General features: G+C 72.7%; 16 protein-coding genes. 10 read left to right on the top strand and 6 right to left on the bottom strand.

Features of this window, described 5'->3' with window-relative positions:
* Nucleotides 1-98: 98 nt before the first annotated feature.
* Both G3T38_RS07450 and G3T38_RS07445 read left to right on the top strand, forming a co-directional pair.
* Entirely contained in the window at nt 99-728 is a 630-nt protein-coding gene (locus G3T38_RS07450) for a helix-turn-helix transcriptional regulator (RefSeq protein WP_163771513.1), read from the top strand.
* A 79-nt stretch (nt 729-807) separates the two neighbouring features.
* Nucleotides 808-1893, top strand: a complete 1086-nt coding sequence (locus G3T38_RS07445; protein WP_163771512.1) for an inositol-3-phosphate synthase — start codon at nt 808-810, stop codon at nt 1891-1893.
* Between the two features lie 87 nt (nt 1894-1980).
* Here the strand turns inward: G3T38_RS07445 and G3T38_RS07440 are convergent, their stop codons facing one another.
* The 3 genes from G3T38_RS07440 to G3T38_RS07430 all read right to left on the bottom strand — a co-directional run bounded on the left by G3T38_RS07440 (nt 1981) and on the right by G3T38_RS07430 (nt 4648).
* Nucleotides 1981-2646, bottom strand: coding sequence for an AIM24 family protein (locus G3T38_RS07440; RefSeq protein ID WP_163771511.1), 666 nt, complete (start codon nt 2644-2646; stop codon nt 1981-1983).
* Nucleotides 2647-2677: 31 nt separating this feature from the next.
* Complete coding sequence (locus tag G3T38_RS07435) at nt 2678-3142, bottom strand: SRPBCC family protein (protein WP_163771509.1); 465 nt, start codon at nt 3140-3142, stop codon at nt 2678-2680.
* 69 nt (nt 3143-3211) lie between these two features.
* Nucleotides 3212-4648, bottom strand: a complete 1437-nt coding sequence (locus G3T38_RS07430) for a CCA tRNA nucleotidyltransferase (protein WP_163771773.1) — start codon at nt 4646-4648, stop codon at nt 3212-3214.
* A 168-nt stretch (nt 4649-4816) separates the two neighbouring features.
* On the opposite strand from G3T38_RS07430, the gene G3T38_RS07425 reads away from it, so the two are divergent.
* From G3T38_RS07425 to G3T38_RS07390, 8 genes are all read left to right on the top strand, one after another.
* On the top strand, nt 4817-7159 hold the full coding sequence (locus G3T38_RS07425) for a DUF6049 family protein (RefSeq protein WP_163771507.1): 2343 nt from the start codon (nt 4817-4819) through the stop codon (nt 7157-7159).
* Nucleotides 7156-9102, top strand: coding sequence for a murein biosynthesis integral membrane protein MurJ (gene murJ / locus G3T38_RS07420; RefSeq protein WP_338037516.1), 1947 nt, complete (start codon nt 7156-7158; stop codon nt 9100-9102). The genes G3T38_RS07425 and murJ overlap by 4 nt, the downstream gene beginning before the upstream one ends.
* 93 nt (nt 9103-9195) lie before the next feature.
* Entirely contained in the window at nt 9196-11253 is a 2058-nt protein-coding gene (locus G3T38_RS07415; RefSeq protein ID WP_163771506.1) for a protein kinase family protein, read from the top strand.
* Nucleotides 11250-11978, top strand: coding sequence for an RNA polymerase sigma factor SigM (sigM, locus tag G3T38_RS07410; RefSeq protein ID WP_338037515.1), 729 nt, complete (start codon nt 11250-11252; stop codon nt 11976-11978). Before G3T38_RS07415 ends, sigM begins: the two co-directional genes overlap by 4 nt.
* Before the next feature lie 38 nt (nt 11979-12016).
* Nucleotides 12017-12814: a hypothetical protein gene (locus G3T38_RS07405; protein ID WP_163771504.1), complete on the top strand. Its 798-nt coding sequence runs from the start codon at nt 12017-12019 to the stop codon at nt 12812-12814.
* Nucleotides 12815-12932: 118 nt separating this feature from the next.
* Nucleotides 12933-13979, top strand: a complete 1047-nt coding sequence (gene trxB, locus G3T38_RS07400) for a thioredoxin-disulfide reductase (protein ID WP_163771503.1) — start codon at nt 12933-12935, stop codon at nt 13977-13979.
* Between the two features lie 80 nt (nt 13980-14059).
* Nucleotides 14060-14386 (top strand): thioredoxin, encoded by a 327-nt coding sequence (gene trxA, locus G3T38_RS07395; protein ID WP_163771501.1) that lies wholly within the window; start codon nt 14060-14062, stop codon nt 14384-14386.
* A 108-nt stretch (nt 14387-14494) separates the two neighbouring features.
* Nucleotides 14495-15265 (top strand): 1-acyl-sn-glycerol-3-phosphate acyltransferase, encoded by a 771-nt coding sequence (locus tag G3T38_RS07390; protein WP_163771498.1) that lies wholly within the window; start codon nt 14495-14497, stop codon nt 15263-15265.
* A gap of 1287 nt (nt 15266-16552) precedes the next feature.
* Here G3T38_RS07390 and G3T38_RS07385 read toward each other — a convergent pair.
* From G3T38_RS07385 to rsmG, 3 genes are all read right to left on the bottom strand, one after another.
* Nucleotides 16553-17575 carry a ParB/RepB/Spo0J family partition protein gene (locus G3T38_RS07385; protein ID WP_163771496.1) on the bottom strand — a complete coding sequence of 341 codons (1023 nt, stop codon included), beginning with the start codon at nt 17573-17575 and terminating at the stop codon, nt 16553-16555.
* Complete coding sequence (locus G3T38_RS07380) at nt 17572-18549, bottom strand: ParA family protein (protein ID WP_420846775.1); 978 nt, start codon at nt 18547-18549, stop codon at nt 17572-17574. Before G3T38_RS07380 ends, G3T38_RS07385 begins: the two co-directional genes overlap by 4 nt.
* Before the next feature lie 175 nt (nt 18550-18724).
* A complete protein-coding gene (gene rsmG, locus G3T38_RS07375) occupies nt 18725-19321 on the bottom strand; it encodes a 16S rRNA (guanine(527)-N(7))-methyltransferase RsmG (protein ID WP_163771494.1) in 597 nt (198 codons plus the stop codon).
* Between the last annotated feature and the right edge of the window lie 48 nt (nt 19322-19369).

Raw genomic sequence — 19369 nt, 5'->3', positions numbered from 1 at the left:
AGTACGCACCCCCGCTGTGGGGGCGTCCCGGACACGTGACGGACGACGCGCGCTCACCGAGGGTTCACCATCGCGGATATATCGCTACGATAGGTCGCGTGGCACGTCGTGGAGAGACCATCGAGCTAGCAGTCCTCGGACTGCTGCACGAGGCACCCATGCACGGCTACGAGCTGCGCAAGCGGCTGAACCTGATGCTCGGGTGGGGGCGGCTGCTGTCCTACGGCTCGCTCTACCCGGCGCTGAAGCGGATGCTGCGCACCGGGCTCATCACGGAGACCACGGTCTCCACCACCCCCGTGACGCGGCGGCCGCGCATCGTCTACGAGGTGACCGAGGAAGGCAAGCTCGAGTTCAAGCGCCTCATGTCGGAGGTCGGTCCTGCCGCCTGGGAGGACGACACCTTCGACATCCGCTTCGCCTTCTTCAGCCGCACCGACATGGAGATCCGCCTGCGGGTCCTCGAGGGGCGGCGCACGCGACTGCAGGAGCGGCTCGACCGCGTGCAGTCCGACCTCCGGCGCACCCAGCAGGAGGTCGACCAGTACGCCGCGGAGCTGCAGCGCCACGGCGTCGAGTCCGTCGAGCGTGAGGTCCGGTGGCTCTCGGACCTCATCGACGCCGAGCGCGGTCGTCCTCTCGACCGAGTCGACCGAGTCGACCGAGCGCCCGGCGACGGTCATCCCCCCGACCCCCCGCCCGCCGCCGCCTCGGCCGCGGGCACCTGAGCCGGGCACCGCAGCACGCACCGCCAGCAGCGACACATCCAGACCTGTCCAACCAGGAAGAGCAAGTGAGGAGAGCCCCATGGGTTCGGTTCGAGTAGCGATCGTGGGAGTCGGCAACTGCGCCACCTCCCTGATCCAGGGCGTCGAGTACTACAAGGACGCCGATCCCGCAGGCACCGTCCCGGGGCTCATGCACGTCGTCTTCGGTGACTACCACGTCTCGGACGTCGAGTTCGTCGCCGCCTTCGACGTCGACGCCAAGAAGGTCGGCTTCGACCTGGCCGAGGCGACGCAGGCCAGCGAGAACAACACGATCAAGATCTGCGACGTGCCGCCGACCGGCATCACGGTGCAGCGCGGCCCGACGCTCGACGGCATCGGCAAGTACTACGGCGAGACCATCGAGGTGTCCGACGCCGAGCCGGTCGACGTCGTCCAGGTGCTCAAGGACACGAAGGCCGACGTCATGGTGTCCTACCTCCCGGTGGGCTCCGAGGAGGCCGACAAGTTCTACGCGCAGGCGGCCATCGACGCCGGCGTCGCGTTCGTCAACGCGCTCCCCGTCTTCATCGCCTCCGACCCGGAGTGGGCCGAGAAGTTCCGCGCCGCGGGCGTCCCGATCGTCGGCGACGACATCAAGAGCCAGGTCGGCGCCACCATCACGCACCGCGTGATGGCGAAGCTGTTCGAGGACCGCGGCGTCACGCTGGACCGCACCTACCAGCTCAACGTCGGCGGCAACATGGACTTCAAGAACATGCTCGAGCGCGAGCGCCTGGAGTCCAAGAAGGTCTCGAAGACGCAGGCCGTCACGTCGAACCTCACCGGCTCCCTGGCCGGCAAGGTCCACGACAAGAACGTCCACATCGGTCCCTCGGACTACGTGGCGTGGCTCGACGACCGCAAGTGGGCCTACGTGCGCCTCGAGGGTCGCGCCTTCGGCGACGCCCCCATCAACCTGGAGTACAAGCTCGAGGTGTGGGACTCCCCGAACTCGGCCGGCATCATCATCGACGCCATCCGCGCCGCGAAGATCGCCAAGGACCGCGGCATCGGCGGCCCGATCATCTCCGCGTCGTCCTACCTGATGAAGTCCCCGCCGGTGCAGCTGCCGGACGACGAGGGTCGTCGTCGCGTGGAGGCGTTCATCCGCGGCGAGGAGTGACCTTCCGGGTCCCCTGAACGACCGACACGAACGCCCCGTGACCTCACCGAGGTCACGGGGCGTTCGTCGTACCGGATCAGGAGCGGGTCACGAGGTCGGCACCGGCGCCCACTCGTAGGCCTGGACGACGACGAACCCGGGGCCGTTGAAGACGTACTGCAGCGCCTCGCCGGTGCCGCCGCGCAGCAGCGACTTGGCGTTCATCGAGTTGTGGACGCCCGGGGCCAGGTTGGCCGACCAGCAGACGGCGGCGTCGGAGTCGACGTACACCGGCCCCTGCGAGGCGTCGAGCACGGTGACGAGGCCGACGGCGACGATGGCGACCGTGCCGGTGCCGCCGATGGTGGTGTTGAACAGGCCCGCGCCCATCATGCCCGCGCCCTTGGTGCGGTTGATGTCCCACTGCAGGTCGGCGTCGAAGGCCAGCAGGTTGCGGGAGTTGATCGAGATGCCCTCGTTCTCGAGGTGCAGCAGGTTGACGTACCCCGCCGACTCCGCGAAGTAGACCTCGCCCTGGCCGCGCACGCGCATGAGCGCGAGGTTCTCGCTCGTGAAGACCTTCTTGGCGAGCTTGCCGATGCTGCCGGCGCCCTCGTGGTCGAAGGTGACGTTGCCGCGGTAGGCGATCATCGACCCCTTCGCTGCGAGCACGTCGGGGCCGAGGCCCACGCGCAGCGTCTGGGGGTTCTGGAGCAGGTAGCGGTCACCGCTCTGCTGGGGCAGGTTCTCACGCGCGAACAGTTCGCTTCTCATGGAGGAGATTCCTACCCCAGCAGGACGACGATCAGGCCTCCGCGGTCCGCTTGATCCGCGCGAGCGTCTGCTGCATGCCCTCCTGCAGCTCGCGCGTGAAGCCGGGGACGCCGCCCAGCACGTACTTGGTGAGGTTGAGCGACAGGCCCGAGATGCCGTCGGGGGTCTCGCGGCGGTGCACCAGCGTCGTGCCCCCGTCGGAGGGGACGAGGCGGTAGGACCACACCGTGCGGTTCTCCCGCACGCGGAACGCGATCTCGCGCTGCGGGTCGAAGCGCACGACCTTCGCCGTGGTCGGCCAGAACTTCCAGCCCTGCCGGTTGACGTTGACCATGGTCGCGCCGAGCCGCACCCCGCCGGGCACGAACGTGCGCACGACCTGGTCGCTGAACTCCGCCTGCCGGGGCAGGTCGGAGACGAGCGCCCACACCTGGGCGGGGGACGCGTCGATGTCGATGGTGGCCTCGAGCTCGGTCGAGGTGGGTGCTGCGGTCACGTCGGGCTCCGTCGCGGTCGGGGGGAGGACGACCCGACGCTAATGAACGCGCGTCAACAAGGCAAGGGCTCAGCCCTGGCGCTCCGCCCACCACGCCCGCAGCGCGGCCTCGGCGGTGGCCGCGTCCTGCGGTCCGTGGTCCATCCGCTGCTCGAGGAGGAACGTGTAGGCCTCGCCCACCTCGCGACCGGGGCCGATCCCGAGGACCTCCATGATCTGGTTGCCGTCGAGGTCGGGACGCATCGAGTCGAGCTCCTCCTGCTCGGCCAGCTCGGCGATCCGCCGCTCGAGGTCGTCGTAGGTGCGCCGCAGGCGCTCGGCCTTCCGGCGGTTCCGCGTCGTGCAGTCGGCACGCGTGAGGATGTGGAGGCGCTGGAGCTCGTCGCCCGCGTCCCGCACGTAGCGGCGGACGGCGCTGTCGGTCCAGCCACCGTCGCCGTACCCGTGGAAGCGCAGGTGGAGCTCCACCAGCTTGCTGACCGCCTCGATCTGCTCGCCGGAGAAACGCAGCGCCTTCATGCGCTTGCGCACCATCTTCGCGCCGACCACGTCGTGGTGGTGGAACGTCACCGACCCGTCCTCGAGGAAGCGTCGTGTGCGCGGCTTGCCGATGTCGTGCACGAGCGCCGCGAACCGCACGATGAAGTCGGGCGTGCCCGGGCCGTCGGGACCGGCGAGCCGCTCCTCGAGGTCCATCGCCTGCTCGAGCACCGTCAGCGAGTGCTCGTAGACGTCCTTGTGGCGGTGGTGCTCGTCGCGCTCGAGCTGCAGCGCGGGCAGCTCGGGGAGCACGCGGGCGGCCAGGCCCGTGTCGACGAGGAGCGCCAGGCCGCGGCGCGGGTACGGCGCGCAGACGAGCTTCACGAGCTCGTCGCGCACCCGCTCGGCGGAGATGACGTCGATGCGCTCGGCCATCGCCGTCATCGCGGCCACGACCTCGGGGGCCACGTCGAAGCCGAGCTGGGCCGCGAAGCGGGCGGCCCGCATCATCCGCAGGGGGTCGTCGGAGAACGAGTCCTCGGGCCGGCCGGGCGTGCGCAGCACGCGGTGGGCGAGGTCGCCGATGCCGCCGAAGGGGTCCTCGAAGACCCGGCCGGGCACGGAGACGGCCATCGCGTTGACGGTGAAGTCGCGCCGACCGAGGTCGCCGGCGAGGTCGGTGCCGTAGGCGACCTCGGGCTTGCGCGAGTCGGCGCTGTAGGCCTCGGAGCGGAACGTGGTGATCTCGATCGTCCAGTCGCCCTTGCGGCACCCGATGGTGCCGAACGCTCGCCCGATGTCCCACACGGCGTCCGCCCAGCCCTTGAGCAGGCGCTCGACGGCGTCGGGGTGGGCCGACGTCGTGAAGTCGAGGTCGTCCTGGAGCCGTCCGAGCATCGCGTCGCGCACGGGGCCGCCGACGAGGTGGAGGGAGTGGCCGGCGGCCTCGAAGCGTTCGCCGAGCTCGTCGACGACGACCCCGATCCGGGCCAGCTCGCTGCTCACGCGCTGCTGCACCTCGACCATCGAGAGGGGCGGCGTGGGGGCGTCCGGCGGCGTCGCGGGGACGGCCGGGGAGGACTCGAGACCATCGGGCGACACGACCGGTCACCCTATGCCATCGGCGTGGTCGGGAGCCGCCGCGCGGGCGCGACGGAATCCCGGCCCGGAGCGCCGCTGCCCTAGCATCGGTCCATGCTCGATCGGGACGCGTCGCCGCTCCGCGCGGCGACGCCCCCGAGGCTCGCCGCGCTGCTGCTCGTGCTCGCCGTGCTCGTCGGACCCCTGCTGGTGCTGGGCCCGACCCCTGCGAGCGCCGCCCCCGCGAGCGCTCCCGCCCTCGACGACGAGGAGACCGGCACCCCGCTCACGGTGACCATCGACGGCGTCACCCCCGACGTGGGCGTCCTCGCGCCCGGCACCGTCATCACCGTCACGGGCACCGTCACCAACGCCTCCGACGAGACGTGGACGGACCTGCAGATCTTCCCGGTCACCTCCAGCGCGCCGCTGACCTCGGAGTCCGAGCTGGAGGCCGCGGCCGACTCCGACCCGCTGTCCTTCATCGGCGAGCGGCTCCTGGTGGACGGTCTCTTCGACGAGTCCGTCACGCGGCTCCCGCCCGGCGAGACGCGTCCCTACCGCCTCGACCTCCCGATCGAGCAGCTCCGCATCAGCGGCGCCCCCGGCGTCTACTGGCTGGGCGTGCACGCCCTCGGCGCCGACGGCGACGGCACCCGCAGCGGCAACGCCGTGGGGCGGGCCCGCACCTTCCTGCCCCTCCTCGACCGGGGCCGGACCGCCGACACCGCCGGCCGTGCCAGCGTCGTGGTGCCGCTCCGCGCCCCGATCCGGTACGCCGCGGACGGCAGCATCGCCGACCCCGAGGCCTGGGCGGTCCAGCTCGGCGACGGTGGCCGCCTGCGACGGATCGCCGACCTGGTCGACCCCGACGCCGGCGCGGGCCCGACCTCGATCCTGCTCGACCCCGCGCTCCTCGACGTCGCGCGGCGTCTCGCGGAGGGCAACCCGGCGCGCTCCCTGGCGCCGACGGCGGACCCCGAGGAGGAGCCCGCCGACCCGGGCTCGACCGGCACCGACGCCACGGAGGAACCGAGCGACGACGCCACCGACCCCGGCTCGGTGGGGGGCGACACGGGCGACCTGCAGGTGGCCGACGGTCCCCTGGCCGCGGCCGCGGCCGCGTGGCTGGAGGACGTGCTGGCCGCCGCGACGGCCGGCGACCTCCTCGTGCTGCCCTACGGCGACGTCGACCTCGGCGCCGCCGCCCTCCACGACCCGGTGGCCTACGGGCGCGCCCGGCTGCTCGCGGACGACGCCCTCGACCGCTACGGCCTCGAGGGCACCCCGGCGGTCGCGCCGCGGGGCGAGGGCCTGCCCGCGGGGCTCGTCGACGAGATCGAGGACGACGTCGTCGTGCTCGTGGGCGACGACGAGCTCGGCGCGGACGCGCCCGAGGACCTGACGGCGGCCGCGCCCCTCGCCGACGCCGACGGGCGCCGGGTGGTCGTGGTCGACGACGACGTCGCCGCTGGCGGGCCCGCCCCCGGGGACCGGACCTCCGGCGTGCTGCTGCGCCAGCAGCTCGCCGCCACGATGGTGGTGGGGGCGCTCGACGACCGGCCGGGGGCGACGCAGGAACGCGCCGTGCTCCTCCCGGCCCTGTGGAACCCCGGCGACGCGGGCTCCCCGACCCGCGGCCTCACCACGGGCTGGTTGCGCTCGGTGCCGCTGACGGAGCTCGGGACCGCGGCCGACGCCGAGCCCGTGACGACCGACCTCGCCGCCCTCGCCACGGACGTCGACGCCGCCGAGGCCCTGCCCGACGACCTCTTCGTGCTGTCGCGGTCGCTGGTGACGCGCGGCTCCCGGCTCGACTCGATCCTCCCCGAGACCGACGCGGTGCGGAGCCAGACCGAGCGGGCCGCGGCGGCGGTGCTGTCCTACGAGCACCGCGGCGACCTGGCACGCGTGCGGTCCGGGGTGCGGGACCAGATCGAGCAGGTGCAGGGGCTCCTCGCCAGCGTCACGGTCGAGGCGCCCCCCACCATCACGCTGTCGGGCGACGACGGCGACTTCAACGTCCGCGTCGTCAACGGCCTCGACCAGCCCGTCGTCGTCGAGCTCCGCGGCGACGAGAGCCGACGGGTCACCGTCGCGCCGTCCGGTCCGGTGGAGGTCCCCGCCAGCGGCAGCGCCAGCGTGCGGATGACGGTGACGATGCACCGCCTCGGCGTCTACGACGTCGACGTGCGGGTGGTCGACGAGACCGGTACGGCGCTGGGCGGCACCGTCGTCGTGCCCGTGCGCTCGGCGGCCGTCAGCGACATCATCTGGGCGATCATCATCGGTGCCGCCGTGCTGTTCGTGGGGGCGACCCTGTGGTGGTACCGCGGCCGGCCCCGCCGCCGCATCTCGACGCCGGCCTCGGTCGCCGCCGTGTCCCGGCCGGACGACGCGGACGACGCGGCACGCCCGACCGGCGACGCACCGAGCGGCAGCGGGGAGCGCGCGTGACCCACCACGACCCCCTGGGCTCCGGCGCCCGCCACCGCGCCCCCGGCCCGGCGGACGCGACGCCCGACCCGCTGCCGCAGCCGGTGCTCAACCCGCTCTACGACACGATCCCGACCGGCGGCCAGGGCACGACGTTCGACACGGCCCCCGACGGCACGACCACGTTCCCGGTGCTCGCGCCCGACGGCACGGCACGGCACCCGAAGCACGCGGACGCGGTGGCGGCGGCTGCCGGCTCGACGCGGGGGGACGCCGAGACGGACGCGCCGGAGCGGACGGAGGAGAGCCACGCCGGCACGAGCTCGGCCGTGCTCGGCTCCAGCGCGATCATGGCGGCAGGCACGATCGTGTCGCGGCTCAGCGGCTACGTCCGGGGCATCCTGCTCGTCGCCGCCCTCGGCACGAAGCTGCACGCCGACATCTTCGCGATCGCCAACACGATCCCGAACATGGTCTACATCCTGCTGGCGGGCGGCATCTTCAACGCCGTGCTCGTGCCCCAGCTCGTGCGGGCCCTCAAGAACGACGAGGACGGGGGCGCGGCGTACGTCAACCGCATCGTCACCCTCGCCGTCCTCTTCCTCGGCACGGTGACGGTCCTCCTGGTGGTCGCCGCCCCGTGGGTGATGTCGATCTACCTCGACGACAGGTTCAACGGGCCCGAGCTCGCGGCGCAGCGGGACTCGGCGGTGGCGTTCGCGCGCTACTGCCTGCCGCAGGTCTTCTTCTACGGCATGTTCGTGCTGGTCGGGCAGATCCTGAACTCGCGGGGCCGGTTCGGCCCGATGATGTGGGCGCCCATCGCCAACAACGTCATCTCGGTCGCGGTGCTGGCGGTCTACCTCCTCGTCTTCGGTCCGGTGGCGCCGGACGCGCTCTCCTCGGCCTTCTCGCCCCACCAGGAGCTGCTGCTCGGCCTCGGCTCCACGCTCGGCATCGTCGCCCAGTTCGCGATCCTCGTGCCCTACCTGCGCAAGGCGGGCGTCAGCATCCGTCCCCGCTTCGACTTCGTCGGCACCGGCCTCGGCCACACGTTCAAGCTGGCGTCGTGGACGATCGCCTTCGTCGTCGTCAACCAGGCCGCCTACACGGTCGTCGTGCGGCTCGCGTCGAGCGGCACGGTCGCCGGCGACGACGGCACGGGCTACACGGTCTACTCCAACGCGCTGCTCATCATGATGGTCCCGCACTCGGTGGTGACCGTGTCGCTGACGACCGCGATCCTGCCCCGGCTCTCCGCCGCGGCCGCCGACAGCGAGCTCGGCTCGCTGGCCAGCACGCTGTCGGCGACGCTGCGCACGACGCTGTCGTTCATCGTCCCCGCCGCGGCGATCGTGGTGGTCGCCGCGCCCAGCCTCGCGAACGTGATCTGGGCGTACGGCGCGGCCCGGGACGACTACGAGTCCTTCATCCCCACGCTCGTCCTGTTCGCGCCGGCGATCGTGCTGTTCACGGTGCACTACATGATGCTGCGCGGGTTCTACGCCCTCGAGCAGACCCGGCGGGTCTTCTGGATCCAGTGCGTCATCGCCGTGGTCAACGTCAGCGTCGCGCTCCTGCTCGTCCACGCGGCCACCGCCGAGAACACCGCGCCCGCGCTGGTCGTCGCCTACGGCGTGGCGTACGGCGCGGGTGCGCTCGTGTCGTACTCCGTGCTCTCCCGCACCGTCGGAGGCCTCGGCACGGCGCGCACGCTCGCCTTCGGCGTGCGCCTCCTCGTCGCCGTCGGGATCGCGTCGGGGATCGCGTGGGGACTGCGCCTCCTGCTCGAGGAGCACCTCGCCCTCGGGTCGGCCAAGCTGGAGGCGATCGTCACCCTCCCGCTGCTCGCGGCCGTGCTCGGCGGCCTCGTCGTGCTCCTCGCCCGCCTCCTGCGGATCACCGAGGTGAACGAGGTCGTGGACGCCGTCGTGAGCCGCGTGCGACCCGCCCGACGCCGCTGACCCACGATTCCCGGCGGCGGCCTACGATGTGCCCACGAGCGGACGCGTGGCCCGACCCGGGCCGAGCACAGGCCCAGCACCGGAGGGGGTGGCATGCCGACGACGATCCGGCCGGGTGACGTGCTGGCCAACCGTTACCTGCTGATCGACCTGCTCAGCGAGACCGGTGACGGTCGCTTCTGGCGGGCCCACGACCGCGTGCTCGGCCGCCACGTCTCCGTCCACGTGATGCCGTCGGGCACCCCGCGGGCCGAGGTCCTGCTCGACGCCGCCCGTGGCTGCGCCCGCCTCACCGACCGCCGCTTCCTCCGCGTCCTCGACGCCGAGGTCAAGAACGGCGTGACCTACGTGGTGACGGAGTGGGGCACGGGCACGAGCCTCCAGCTCATGCTCCAGCACGCGCCGCTCGCGCCGCGGCGGGCGGCCTGGCTCGTCGGCGAGGTCGCCGGCGCGATGGCGACGGCCCACGCGGCGGGGGTCTGCCACGGCCGTCTCGTGCCCGAGAACATCATCGTCGACCTCTCCGGCACGGTCCGGATCGTCGGCGCGCAGGTCGACGCGGCCCTCAAGGGCCTCCCGACGGCCGACGAGCGCGGCGACGTGCACGAGCTGGTCAGCCTGCTCTACGCGGGCCTGACCGGACGCTGGCCCGGACGCTCCCCCTCGGAGATGCCGGCCGCGCCGCTCGAGAACGGGTCCGTGCTGCGGCCCCGGCAGGTGCGCGCGGGCATCCCCCGGGTGCTCGACGAGCTCTGCGACGACGTCCTCAACGCCGACGCGCCGCCGCGCGCGCCGTACGACCTCACGACGGCGCGCGGGATCGCGGACTACCTGCGGGAGTACGTCGGGGACCCGGCCAGCATGGCCGCCGCGGAGGCCGAGCGTGGCTCGACCGCGACGAGCGGGCTGCCGACCCTGCCGCCCGAGCTGCTCGACCCCCTCCCGCCCGTGCTGCCGCACGACGCGCGTCCGGCCGCGGCCCCCGCGGTGGCGCCCGTCGCCGCGATGGCGGTCGAGGGCGCGACCACCACGCCGCCGGCGGAGGACCCGCTCGACGGCGGCACCGCGGTGCGGCCGGTCCTCCCCGCCCAGCCGGCCGCGGCCGCCCCGGACGCGACCGCCGGTGCGCCCGCGCCGTCCGCCCCGTCCGCCCCGTCCGGGGAGGACCCGGACGCGGCGCCCGCTCCTGCCCGGGCGCGGGCGGCGTCGACGGGCGACGTGCCGACGCAGGCCGGTGTGCCGATCTTCGACGAGGAGGCCGACGAGGTCTCCTGGCTGGCGAAGCGCGCCGAGCCGCCGCCGCCCCCGCCCGACTTCGAGCCGCCGCCCGAGCGTCCGCTGTTCGCACCGGAGACGCCCGAGGAGATCGAGGCGCGTCGACGTCGTGCTGCCACGGAGGCGGCCGCGACGTCGCCGACCGCGTCGGCGTCCGCCGCCGGTGGCGACGGTGAGTACTGGCCCTGGGCGACGGGCCACACGACCGGTGCCGTCATCCCGCACCCGGTGCGCGAGCCCGGTGCCCGCCGCGACGAGAAGCCGGGGCGCACCTGGCTCCAGCTCGCCGGGTTCCTCGGCGCCCTCGTGGCCCTGCTGATCGTCGTCGCGCTGGCCTACCAGATCCTCGGGTCCTCCGACGACGACACCGGCTCGGGCGGGGCGGCGTCCTCCGACTCGCCCTCCTCGCCCCTGCCCTCGTCGGCGCCCACCCCGATCGAGGGGGTCACGGCCACGCCGTTCGACCCGCCGCCCGACGGCAACGGCGAGGAGAACGACGACGCCGTGCCGAACGCGCTCGACGGCGACCCCTCGACCTCGTGGACCACGCTGACCTACCGCCAGCAGCTGGGGCCGAGCGGCCTCAAGAGCGGCGTGGGCCTGCAGCTCGACCTCGGCACCGCGCAGAACCTCCGCCAGGTCCGGCTCGACCTGGGCGGCTCGCCGACGTCGGTCGAGATCTTCGTGACGGCCGACCCCGTCGCCTCCGTCGCGGATCTCCAGGCCGCCGGCAGCGCCGAGATCACCGGCGAGGAGGGCACCGTCGACCTCGCCGAGGGCACGACCGGGCAGTACGTGACGGTCTGGCTCACCTCGCTGCCCAGCGTCTCCGGCGGCTTCCGGGGCGAGATCGCCGAGGTGCAGGTCCTCGGGTGAGCGCACCGGTCCCGGGGGAGCCGGTGGGGCACGACGCGGACGACCGCGCCCTGCTGGCCGCCCACGTGGCGGGTGACCCGGATGCCTTCGGCGTGCTGTTCTCGCGGCACCGCGACCGGTTGTGGGCCGTGGCGCTGCGCACGACGGGCAACCCGGAGGACGCGGCCGACGGCCTGCAGGACGGGATGGTCGCGGCGTACCGGCGCGCCGGCTCCTTCCGCGGCGACAGCGCCGTCACGACCTGGCTGCACCGGGTCGTCGTCAACGCCTGCCTCGACCGGATCCGCGCCGCGAAGGTGCGCGCAGCCGATCCGCTGCCCGACGACCTCGACGACTCCGCCCGCCGCGGAGCGGTCGTGCGGTCCGACGCCGCCCCGGCGATCGTGCCCCGCGCGCCCGACGACCCGGCGGACCTCGCGCTCGTGGCCGACCGGCGCGCGCGGGTGCTGGACGCGCTGAGCCGGCTCGGCGCCGACCAGCGGGCCGCGCTGGTGCTGGTCGACATGGAGGGCTACGCGGTGGCGGAGGCCGCCGCGATCCTCGACTGCGCGGTCGGCACGGTGAAGTCCCGCTGCGCGCGGGGCCGCGCCCGCCTCGCCGAGCTGCTCGCCGACCTCGTCGCGACGGCCGACCCGCCGATCGCCCCGCCGGCCGGGAACCGGCGGGCGCCGGGCGACGTCCCATCTCCGGGCGACCCGCGCGGTCCACCGACCGTGGCGCCCTGACCCTGCAGCCCGACCCCACGAACCGACGAGGAGGTGACATGCCCCCCGAGACGCCTGACGAGAGCGGTCCCGACCCTGTCCTCGACCCGGCGACCGCGGCTGCCGTGCGTCGCCTCCTCGCCGAGGCACGCCACGACGAGCCGGCGCCGCCCGCCGTGGCGGCCCGGCTCGACGCGACGCTCGCCGGCCTGCGGGCGGAACGCCTCGCCGCGCACCCGTCGGCACCCGCCACCGAGCACGGGCTGCCCCCACGGCCCGGCGCCGACGCCCCGATCGACCTCGCGGCTCGCCGGCGCCGGCGCCGCGGTGGCGTGCTCCTGGCCGCCGCGGCCGCCGTCGTCGTGGTCGGCGTCGGCGGCGTCCTCGTCCCCCGGCTCGGCGGGTCCGGCGACGCGACCTCGTCCGACTCCGGAGGGCAGTCCGAGAGCGGCCCAAATGTGGGCCAGGCGCCTCCGCCGGACGGCAACGCCGAGGAGCAGCCACCGTCCAGCGCCCCGGTGCAACCGAACCAGACCCCCGACGACCGCGTCGTCGACGCGGCGGCCGACCTCGCGACGTACGAGGGCCTCCTGCTCGACGCCGACGGCCGCGGGCTGAGCAGCTCCTCGTTCGACGCCGACCTCGCCGCGGTGCTCGCCGCCGTCGCGGCCGATCCCCGGCCCGCGACGTCGACCGGGTGCGGGGCCGAGCCGGCGGACGGCACCGTCGGCGTCCTCACCGAGCTCGACGGCGCGACCGTCGTCGTCGAGGTCACCCCCTCCGCGGGGAGCGCGGACGTGCGGGTGCTCGACTGCGAGGGGGAGCCGTTGCTGGAGGCGCAGTACGGCGCCGACTGACCCTCGCGACACCGGGCCGCGCTGGGACGTGGCCCGGGAATCTCCCTGCCCTACCATCGGTTGAGCACCGTGGAGGGCACGCCCCCGCAACCGCATCCATCCCAGGAGTCGCATTTCCATGACCGACCAGTCCACCTCGACCGCCAGCACCGCGTCCGAGCCGCGCAACGTCATCGTGATCGGCTCCGGTCCCTCGGGATACACCGCGGCGGTGTACGCCGCGCGGGCCAACCTCAGCCCGCTCGTCTTCGAGGGCTCGGTGACCGCGGGCGGTGCGCTCATGAACACGACCGAGGTGGAGAACTTCCCCGGTTTCCGCGACGGCATCATGGGCCCGGCCCTCATGGACGAGATGCGCGCGCAGGCCGAGCGCTTCGGCGCCGAGCTGATCCCGGACGACGTCGTCGAGGTCGACCTGACCGGCGACATCAAGGTCGTGCGCACGGAGACCGCGACGTACACGGCCCGCTCGGTCGTGCTCGCGATGGGCTCCGGCTACCGCAAGCTGGGCCTCGACAAGGAGGACCTGTTCTCCGGCAAGGGCGTGTCGTGGTGCGCGACGTGCGACGGGTTCTTCTTCCGCAACCAGGAGATCGCGGTCGTCGGTGGCGGTGACTCCGCCGTCGAGGAGGCCACGTTCCTCACGCGCTTCGCGTCGAAGGTCTACCTGATCCACCGTCGTGACGAGCTCCGCGCCTCCGCGATCATGGCGGAGCGTGCCATCGCCGACCCCAAGCTCGAGATCGTCTGGAACTCCGAGGTCGCCGAGATCAACGGCAGCGACAAGCTGGAGAGCGTGACGCTGCGCGACACGGTCACCGGCGAGACCCGCCCGCTGGCGGTCACGGGCCTCTTCGTGGCGATCGGCCACGACCCGCGCTCCGAGCTCCTCGGCGGTCAGGTCGACCTGGACGACGAGGGCTACGTGCTCGTGCAGCACCCGTCGACCGCGACCAACGTGCCCGGCGTGTTCGCCGCCGGCGACCTGGTGGACCACCACTACCGCCAGGCGATCACGGCCGCCGGCACCGGCTGTGCGGCCGCGCTCGACGCCGAGCGCTACATCGCCGACCTCGACCACACGGCCGCCACCGCGCAGCAGGCGCAGGACGCCGTCGCCGCCGAGGCGGCAGTCTCCGAGGTCGTGCAGACCGCCGGTCTGTGAGCCCCACCGGGCGGGGAAGTTTCCGACCCCGCCCGGCGTTCCACCCCCAGACGTCCCATCCACCGAAGAGAGGTACCACCGTGGCTGACATCGCCGCCGTGACCGACGCACAGTTCGAGGCGCAGGTCCTGAAGTCCGAGAAGCCCGTCCTGGTCGACTTCTGGGCCGAGTGGTGCGGACCGTGCCGCCAGGTCTCGCCGATCCTCGACGAGATCGCCAAGGAGCACGGCGACAAGATCACGTTCGTGAAGATGAACGTGGACGAGAACCCGGTGACCCCCTCGACCTACCGCGTCACGGGCATCCCGACGCTCAACGTCTACCAGGGCGGCGAGGTCGTGAAGACCATCGTCGGCGCCAAGCCGAAGGCCGCGCTGCTCCGCGAGCTGGGCGACTTCATCGCCTGATCCGCACTGCCCCCGACGGGGCCGGTTCCCCTCCGTGGGGACCGGCCCCGTCCGCATTTCCGCGCGCTAGGGTGTGGCGTCGTCCGTCCAAGCCCCCGGGAGTCCGCCGTGATCGACCTGACCTACCCCGTCGTCATCGCCACCGCGAAGACCGCGTTCCGCGCGTTGGGGCAGAACTTCCAGATGACCGGCACCGAGCGCGTCCCGCGCAAGGGCGGCGTGATGCTCGCGGTCAACCACGTGGGCTACGTCGACTACGTCTACGGGGGGCTCGCCGCGAACCCGTCGGGGCGGTACGTGCGGTTCATGGCGAAGAAGGAGATCTTCGACAACCCGATCGGTGGACCCGTCATGCGGTCGTTCCACCACATCGAGGTCGACCGCGGCGACGGAGCCGGCTCCGCGGAGATCGCCATCGACTACCTGCGCCGCGGCGAGGCGGTCGGCATCTTCCCCGAGGCGACGATCTCGCGGTCGTTCGAGATCAAGGAGATCAAGACCGGTGCCGTGCGCATCGCGGCCGCCGCCGGCGTGCCCCTCCTCCCGGTCGTCGTGTTCGGGACGCAGCGCATCTGGACGAAGGACCACCCGCGCGACTTCTCCCGCGGCACGACCATCGGCATCCACGTCGGCGAAGCCCTGCACCCCAGCGGCGACGACCCCGTCGGCGAGACCGCCGAGCTGCACGCCGCGCTCTGCGGGCTCCTGGACAAGGCCGTCGACCTCTATCCCGCCGACGAGAAGAAGCCCGGCTCCTGGTGGATCCCCGCACGCTTCGGCGGCTCGGCCCCGACGCCGGAGGCAGCGGCGAAGCTCGACGCCGAGGAGAAGCGGGCGCGCGCGGCGAAGCGAGCCAAGAAGCGGGCGTCCAAGAAGTAGGTATGTCGACAAAGCGCTTTGTTGCTTTGTAGCTCTAGGGTCGCTGGTTCATCGGAGGCGCGCGAACTGTGCGGCTGCGGCACGTAGATCGAGCTGGGACCGGCACCAGCTGCACACGTGCTGTCGTACGTCGCGGTCCAGGCGCTCGCGGGTCTGGGCTGGATTGTGCGCCGGGGCTGACTCGTGCGCCGAGTCTGGGGCGGGGCGGGGCCGGTGCTGGGTCCGGGCCGGGTGCGGGCCCGATGGGGGCTCGAAATGTGCGGCTACGACGAGCCCACGGCGGTCGGGCGTGCACCAGGTGCACATTCCTCAGGGGCGCGCGCTGGCAGGGCGCGACGGGGCAGCAGCACGGCTCGTACGCCGCTGTGCCGACCGCGCCGTCGGCCCGGCACTCCTCGGCTCCGCCAGGTCGGTCCAGGTCGGTCCAGGTCGCCGGATCATCAGCTCCACCGTCTGAGCTCATCAGAGAGACCTGGCCCGGTACATGCGGTGCATCCCGTCCTCGCCACGCATGTGCGTCGCTTGGTGGGACGGAGCCCGTTGCGAGGTCGCGCAGCGCCCGCCGCCGCCCGGGAGAGCGAGGCACTCGCCACCGCGGCCTGAGTCGGGCACGATGCGAGACAGCACCGCCGTCCGCGGTGATGGGATGCGCGTGCCGCACGGGTTCCACGTGGTGACCTCGTCGCTCGGGTGGCGCGTCACGACGACGCCCACCCGTCATGCGTGGGCCAGCGTGGATGGGTTCGGCTGCGTGGTCGTGTCCAGCGGGAGGCGACGCGGGTGGGGCGAGCTCGGTGTCCCTGCACTCGGATGCACAGCAGGGGATCCCTCGGCGACGCAACGGCGGGCGGGATCTGGGAGATCCGAGGGGTGGCGTCATCGTCGCGGGGCCGAGCTGCCCCTCGTGGCGTGCCGCACGAGAGCTCGATGGGTCGCGTGCTCGCGATCGCAGTACCTCACGCGGACGTCCCGATCTCGGTCGGGCGGGTTCGGCGCAGGTCGGGGCGGCAACGCCCCGCGGTGCGCCTTCCTCGCGTCGCCGCATGCCGGGCCGGTGCCAGTCGCGCACGGAGGCGGCCTCCTGGCCCTCCTGGGAGGCTCAGTGGCACCCTGGGTGCTTAGTGGCGCTCTGGGGCCTCCAGGGAGCCCTCTCAGGCCCAGCGTGGGCCGCCGTCGCGTGCTGCGCCAGTTCCACGTGAAACAGAGTCGCCGTGCCGCGCGTTGTCCGGCAGGGCACGCCGCACGATTACGAACACCGACGCCGCGAGAGCGCGACGGCGAGGTCCCTCAGATGACGCGGTCGGTGCGGTTGCGCGGGTCCATGATGTCGACGATGCGCTGCAAGTCCTCGAGCGTCGCGAACTCGACCGTGATCCGGCCCTTGGACTTGCCGACGTCCACCTTGACGCGCGTCTCGAAGCGGTCCGAGAGACGGGCGGCGTACTCCGTGGTCGCGGGATCGCTTCTCTTCAGCGGACGCCGGCGTGGGAGTGCCTCTTCGCTCGCATCGCCGAGCGCCACGATCTCCTCGAGCGCGCGCACGCTGATGCCCTCGGCGACGACGCGGGCCGCCAGGCGGTCCTGAGCCTCCCCGTCCGGTACGGCGAGCAACGACCGGGCATGACCTGCCGACAGCACTCCTGCGGCCACCCTGCGCTGCACAGCGGGGCTCAGGCGGAGCAGCCGAAGGGTGTTGCTGATCTGCGGGCGCGAACGTCCGATTCTCTGCGCCAGCTCCTCGTGGGTGCAGGCGAAGTCCTCGAGGAGCTGCTGGTACGCCGCTGCCTCCTCGAGCGGGTTCAGCTGTGAGCGGTGGAGGTTCTCCAGCAGCGCGTCGCGCAGCATGTCCGTGTCGTCCGTCTCGCGGACGATCGCGGGGATGACCTCGAGGCCGGCTTCCTGCGTGGCGCGCCACCGGCGCTCGCCCATGATCAGCTCGTAGCCGTCGGCAGCAACCTTGCGCACTACCACCGGCTGCAGCAACCCGACCTCACGGATCGAGTGCACGAGCTCGGCCATCGCATCTTCGTCGAAGACCTGACGAGGCTGCCGAGCATTGGGTGCGATGGCGCCGACCGGCAGCTCCGCGAAGTAGGCGCCCGCTACCGGGGCCAGGTCGACACCGCTCGGCGTACCGCCCTCCACCGTGCTCGTTTCACGTGAAACAGCGGCCGCGCCGACACCCGCGCCGCCGTCAGCTCCCGATCCCTCGTCCGGAGCCTCCGACGCCGCCGGCGGCGGAGCGGTAGGGATCAGCGACCCCAGTCCACGACCAAGACCCGGCTTGGGCTTGCGCTGCGGCTTGCTCATGACCGCACCGCCCGCTGCGTGATCTCACGGGCCGCCTCGAGGTAGGCCATGGCACCGGGGGAGCCTGGGTCGTAGGTCATGACGGTCTGGGCGTACGACGGCGCCTCACTGACACGCACCGAGCGCGGGATCATCGTCTTCAGGACCTGGTCCCCGAAGTGCGACCGCACCTCGTCAGCAACACCCGCGGCGAGGCGGGTGCGCCCGTCGTACATGGTCACCAGGATCGTCGAGATCCTCAGCTCAGGGTTGAGGTGCTTCTTCACCATCTCCACGGTCTCCAGCAGCTGACCGAGACCCTCCAGCGCGTAGTACTCCGCCTGGATCGGGATGAGCATCTCGTGAGCCGCAACGAGGGCGTTCAGCGTCAGCAGTCCGAGGGACGGCGGGCAGTCGACCAGCACGTAGTCGTAGCGCTCGTCACCTGCTTCCTTGCCCCCGACGCCGGGGTGCGCACTGATGGCCTTGTTCAACCGGTTCTCGCGGGCCACCACGCTGACGAGCTCGATCTCGGCACCCGCGAGGTCGATGGTGGCCGGGACGACATCCAGGCCCTCGACCTCCGGGCAGGGCTGGAGGACGTCACCCAGGGCCGCGCCCTCGACGAGGAGGTCGTACGTCGAGGGCGTACCCCGGTGGTGCTCGATGTTGAGCGCGGTCGACGCGTTGCCCTGGGGGTCGAGGTCGATGATGAGGACCCGCTGTCCGAGCTGCGCGAGGGCGGCACCCAGGTTGACGGTCGAGGTCGTCTTGCCGACCCCGCCCTTCTGGTTCGCCACCACCATCACCCGCGTCCGCGACGGCCGCGGCATCGCCATCCGGCGCGCACCGTCACGAACAAGCAGAGATGCCTCGACAGCACGAGCCAACGGCGTGGTTGCGTCGTCACTCGGGGGCGTCGCCTCCGCCAGGTCGGCCGCCGTGCGGGGGCGGTACGGCGCCGCAGCGCCCTCCGCCGTTTCACGTGAAACCACGTTGTCGACCTTTCGTCACTGCCTGTGGAAGAACTACGTCAATCTGTGGAGAACTAGCGAGGACGCCGCTCAACCACGCGGATCTGACCTGTGCACAACGCCGCCGCCGTGAGCTCGTTGTCAAGCCCGCGACAGCGCACGACAACAGCGCGATCAGCGGCCCAACCTATCCGGGTCACTTCGTCCGCACCACTCGGACCAACGTCGTCGGTGGATAAAGGACCGTGTCCCCGACCACGACCACCTCAGCATCGCCGGCCGACCACTGACGCAACACCTTGCGCGCCGCCACGATCTCGTCCGGAGCGCGCTCGCCCTTCATCGCCAGCATCTCGCCCCCCACTGCTACCAGCGGCATGCACCACCGCGCCAGCTTGTCGAGCGCCGCGACAGCACGGGACGTGACCACGTCGAAGCCGCCTGCGGCCACAGCGTCCTCGGCCCGGGAGCGGAGGACCGTCACGTTGTCGAGGCCCAGCTCGCCCGCCACCTCCTCCAAGTAGGTCGCGCGGCGCAGCAGCGGCTCGATGAGCGTGACGCGAAGGTCCGGCCGCCGGATGGCCATCACCACGCCGGGAAGACCAGCGCCAGAGCCCACATCGGCGACCGACGCGCCCTCGGGCACGGCGTCCGTCACGACGGCGCAGTTGAGCAGGTGACGCTCCCACAAGCGGGGCACCTCGCGCGGCCCGATCAGCCCGCGCTCGACGCCGGCCGTCGCCAGGGAGTGCGCGTACGCCTCCGCGACGGGGAAGCGCTCAGGCGAGAACACCCCCCGCGCCGAGGCCGGCGCGAGGGGTGTTTCACGTGAAACGTCGTC

Source organism: Nocardioides zeae (genome assembly GCF_010686755.1).
Taxonomy (GTDB): domain Bacteria; phylum Actinomycetota; class Actinomycetes; order Propionibacteriales; family Nocardioidaceae; genus Nocardioides; species Nocardioides zeae.
Note: the sequence above shows the minus strand (reverse complement) of the source record. Positions and strands in the feature narration are given on the sequence as shown.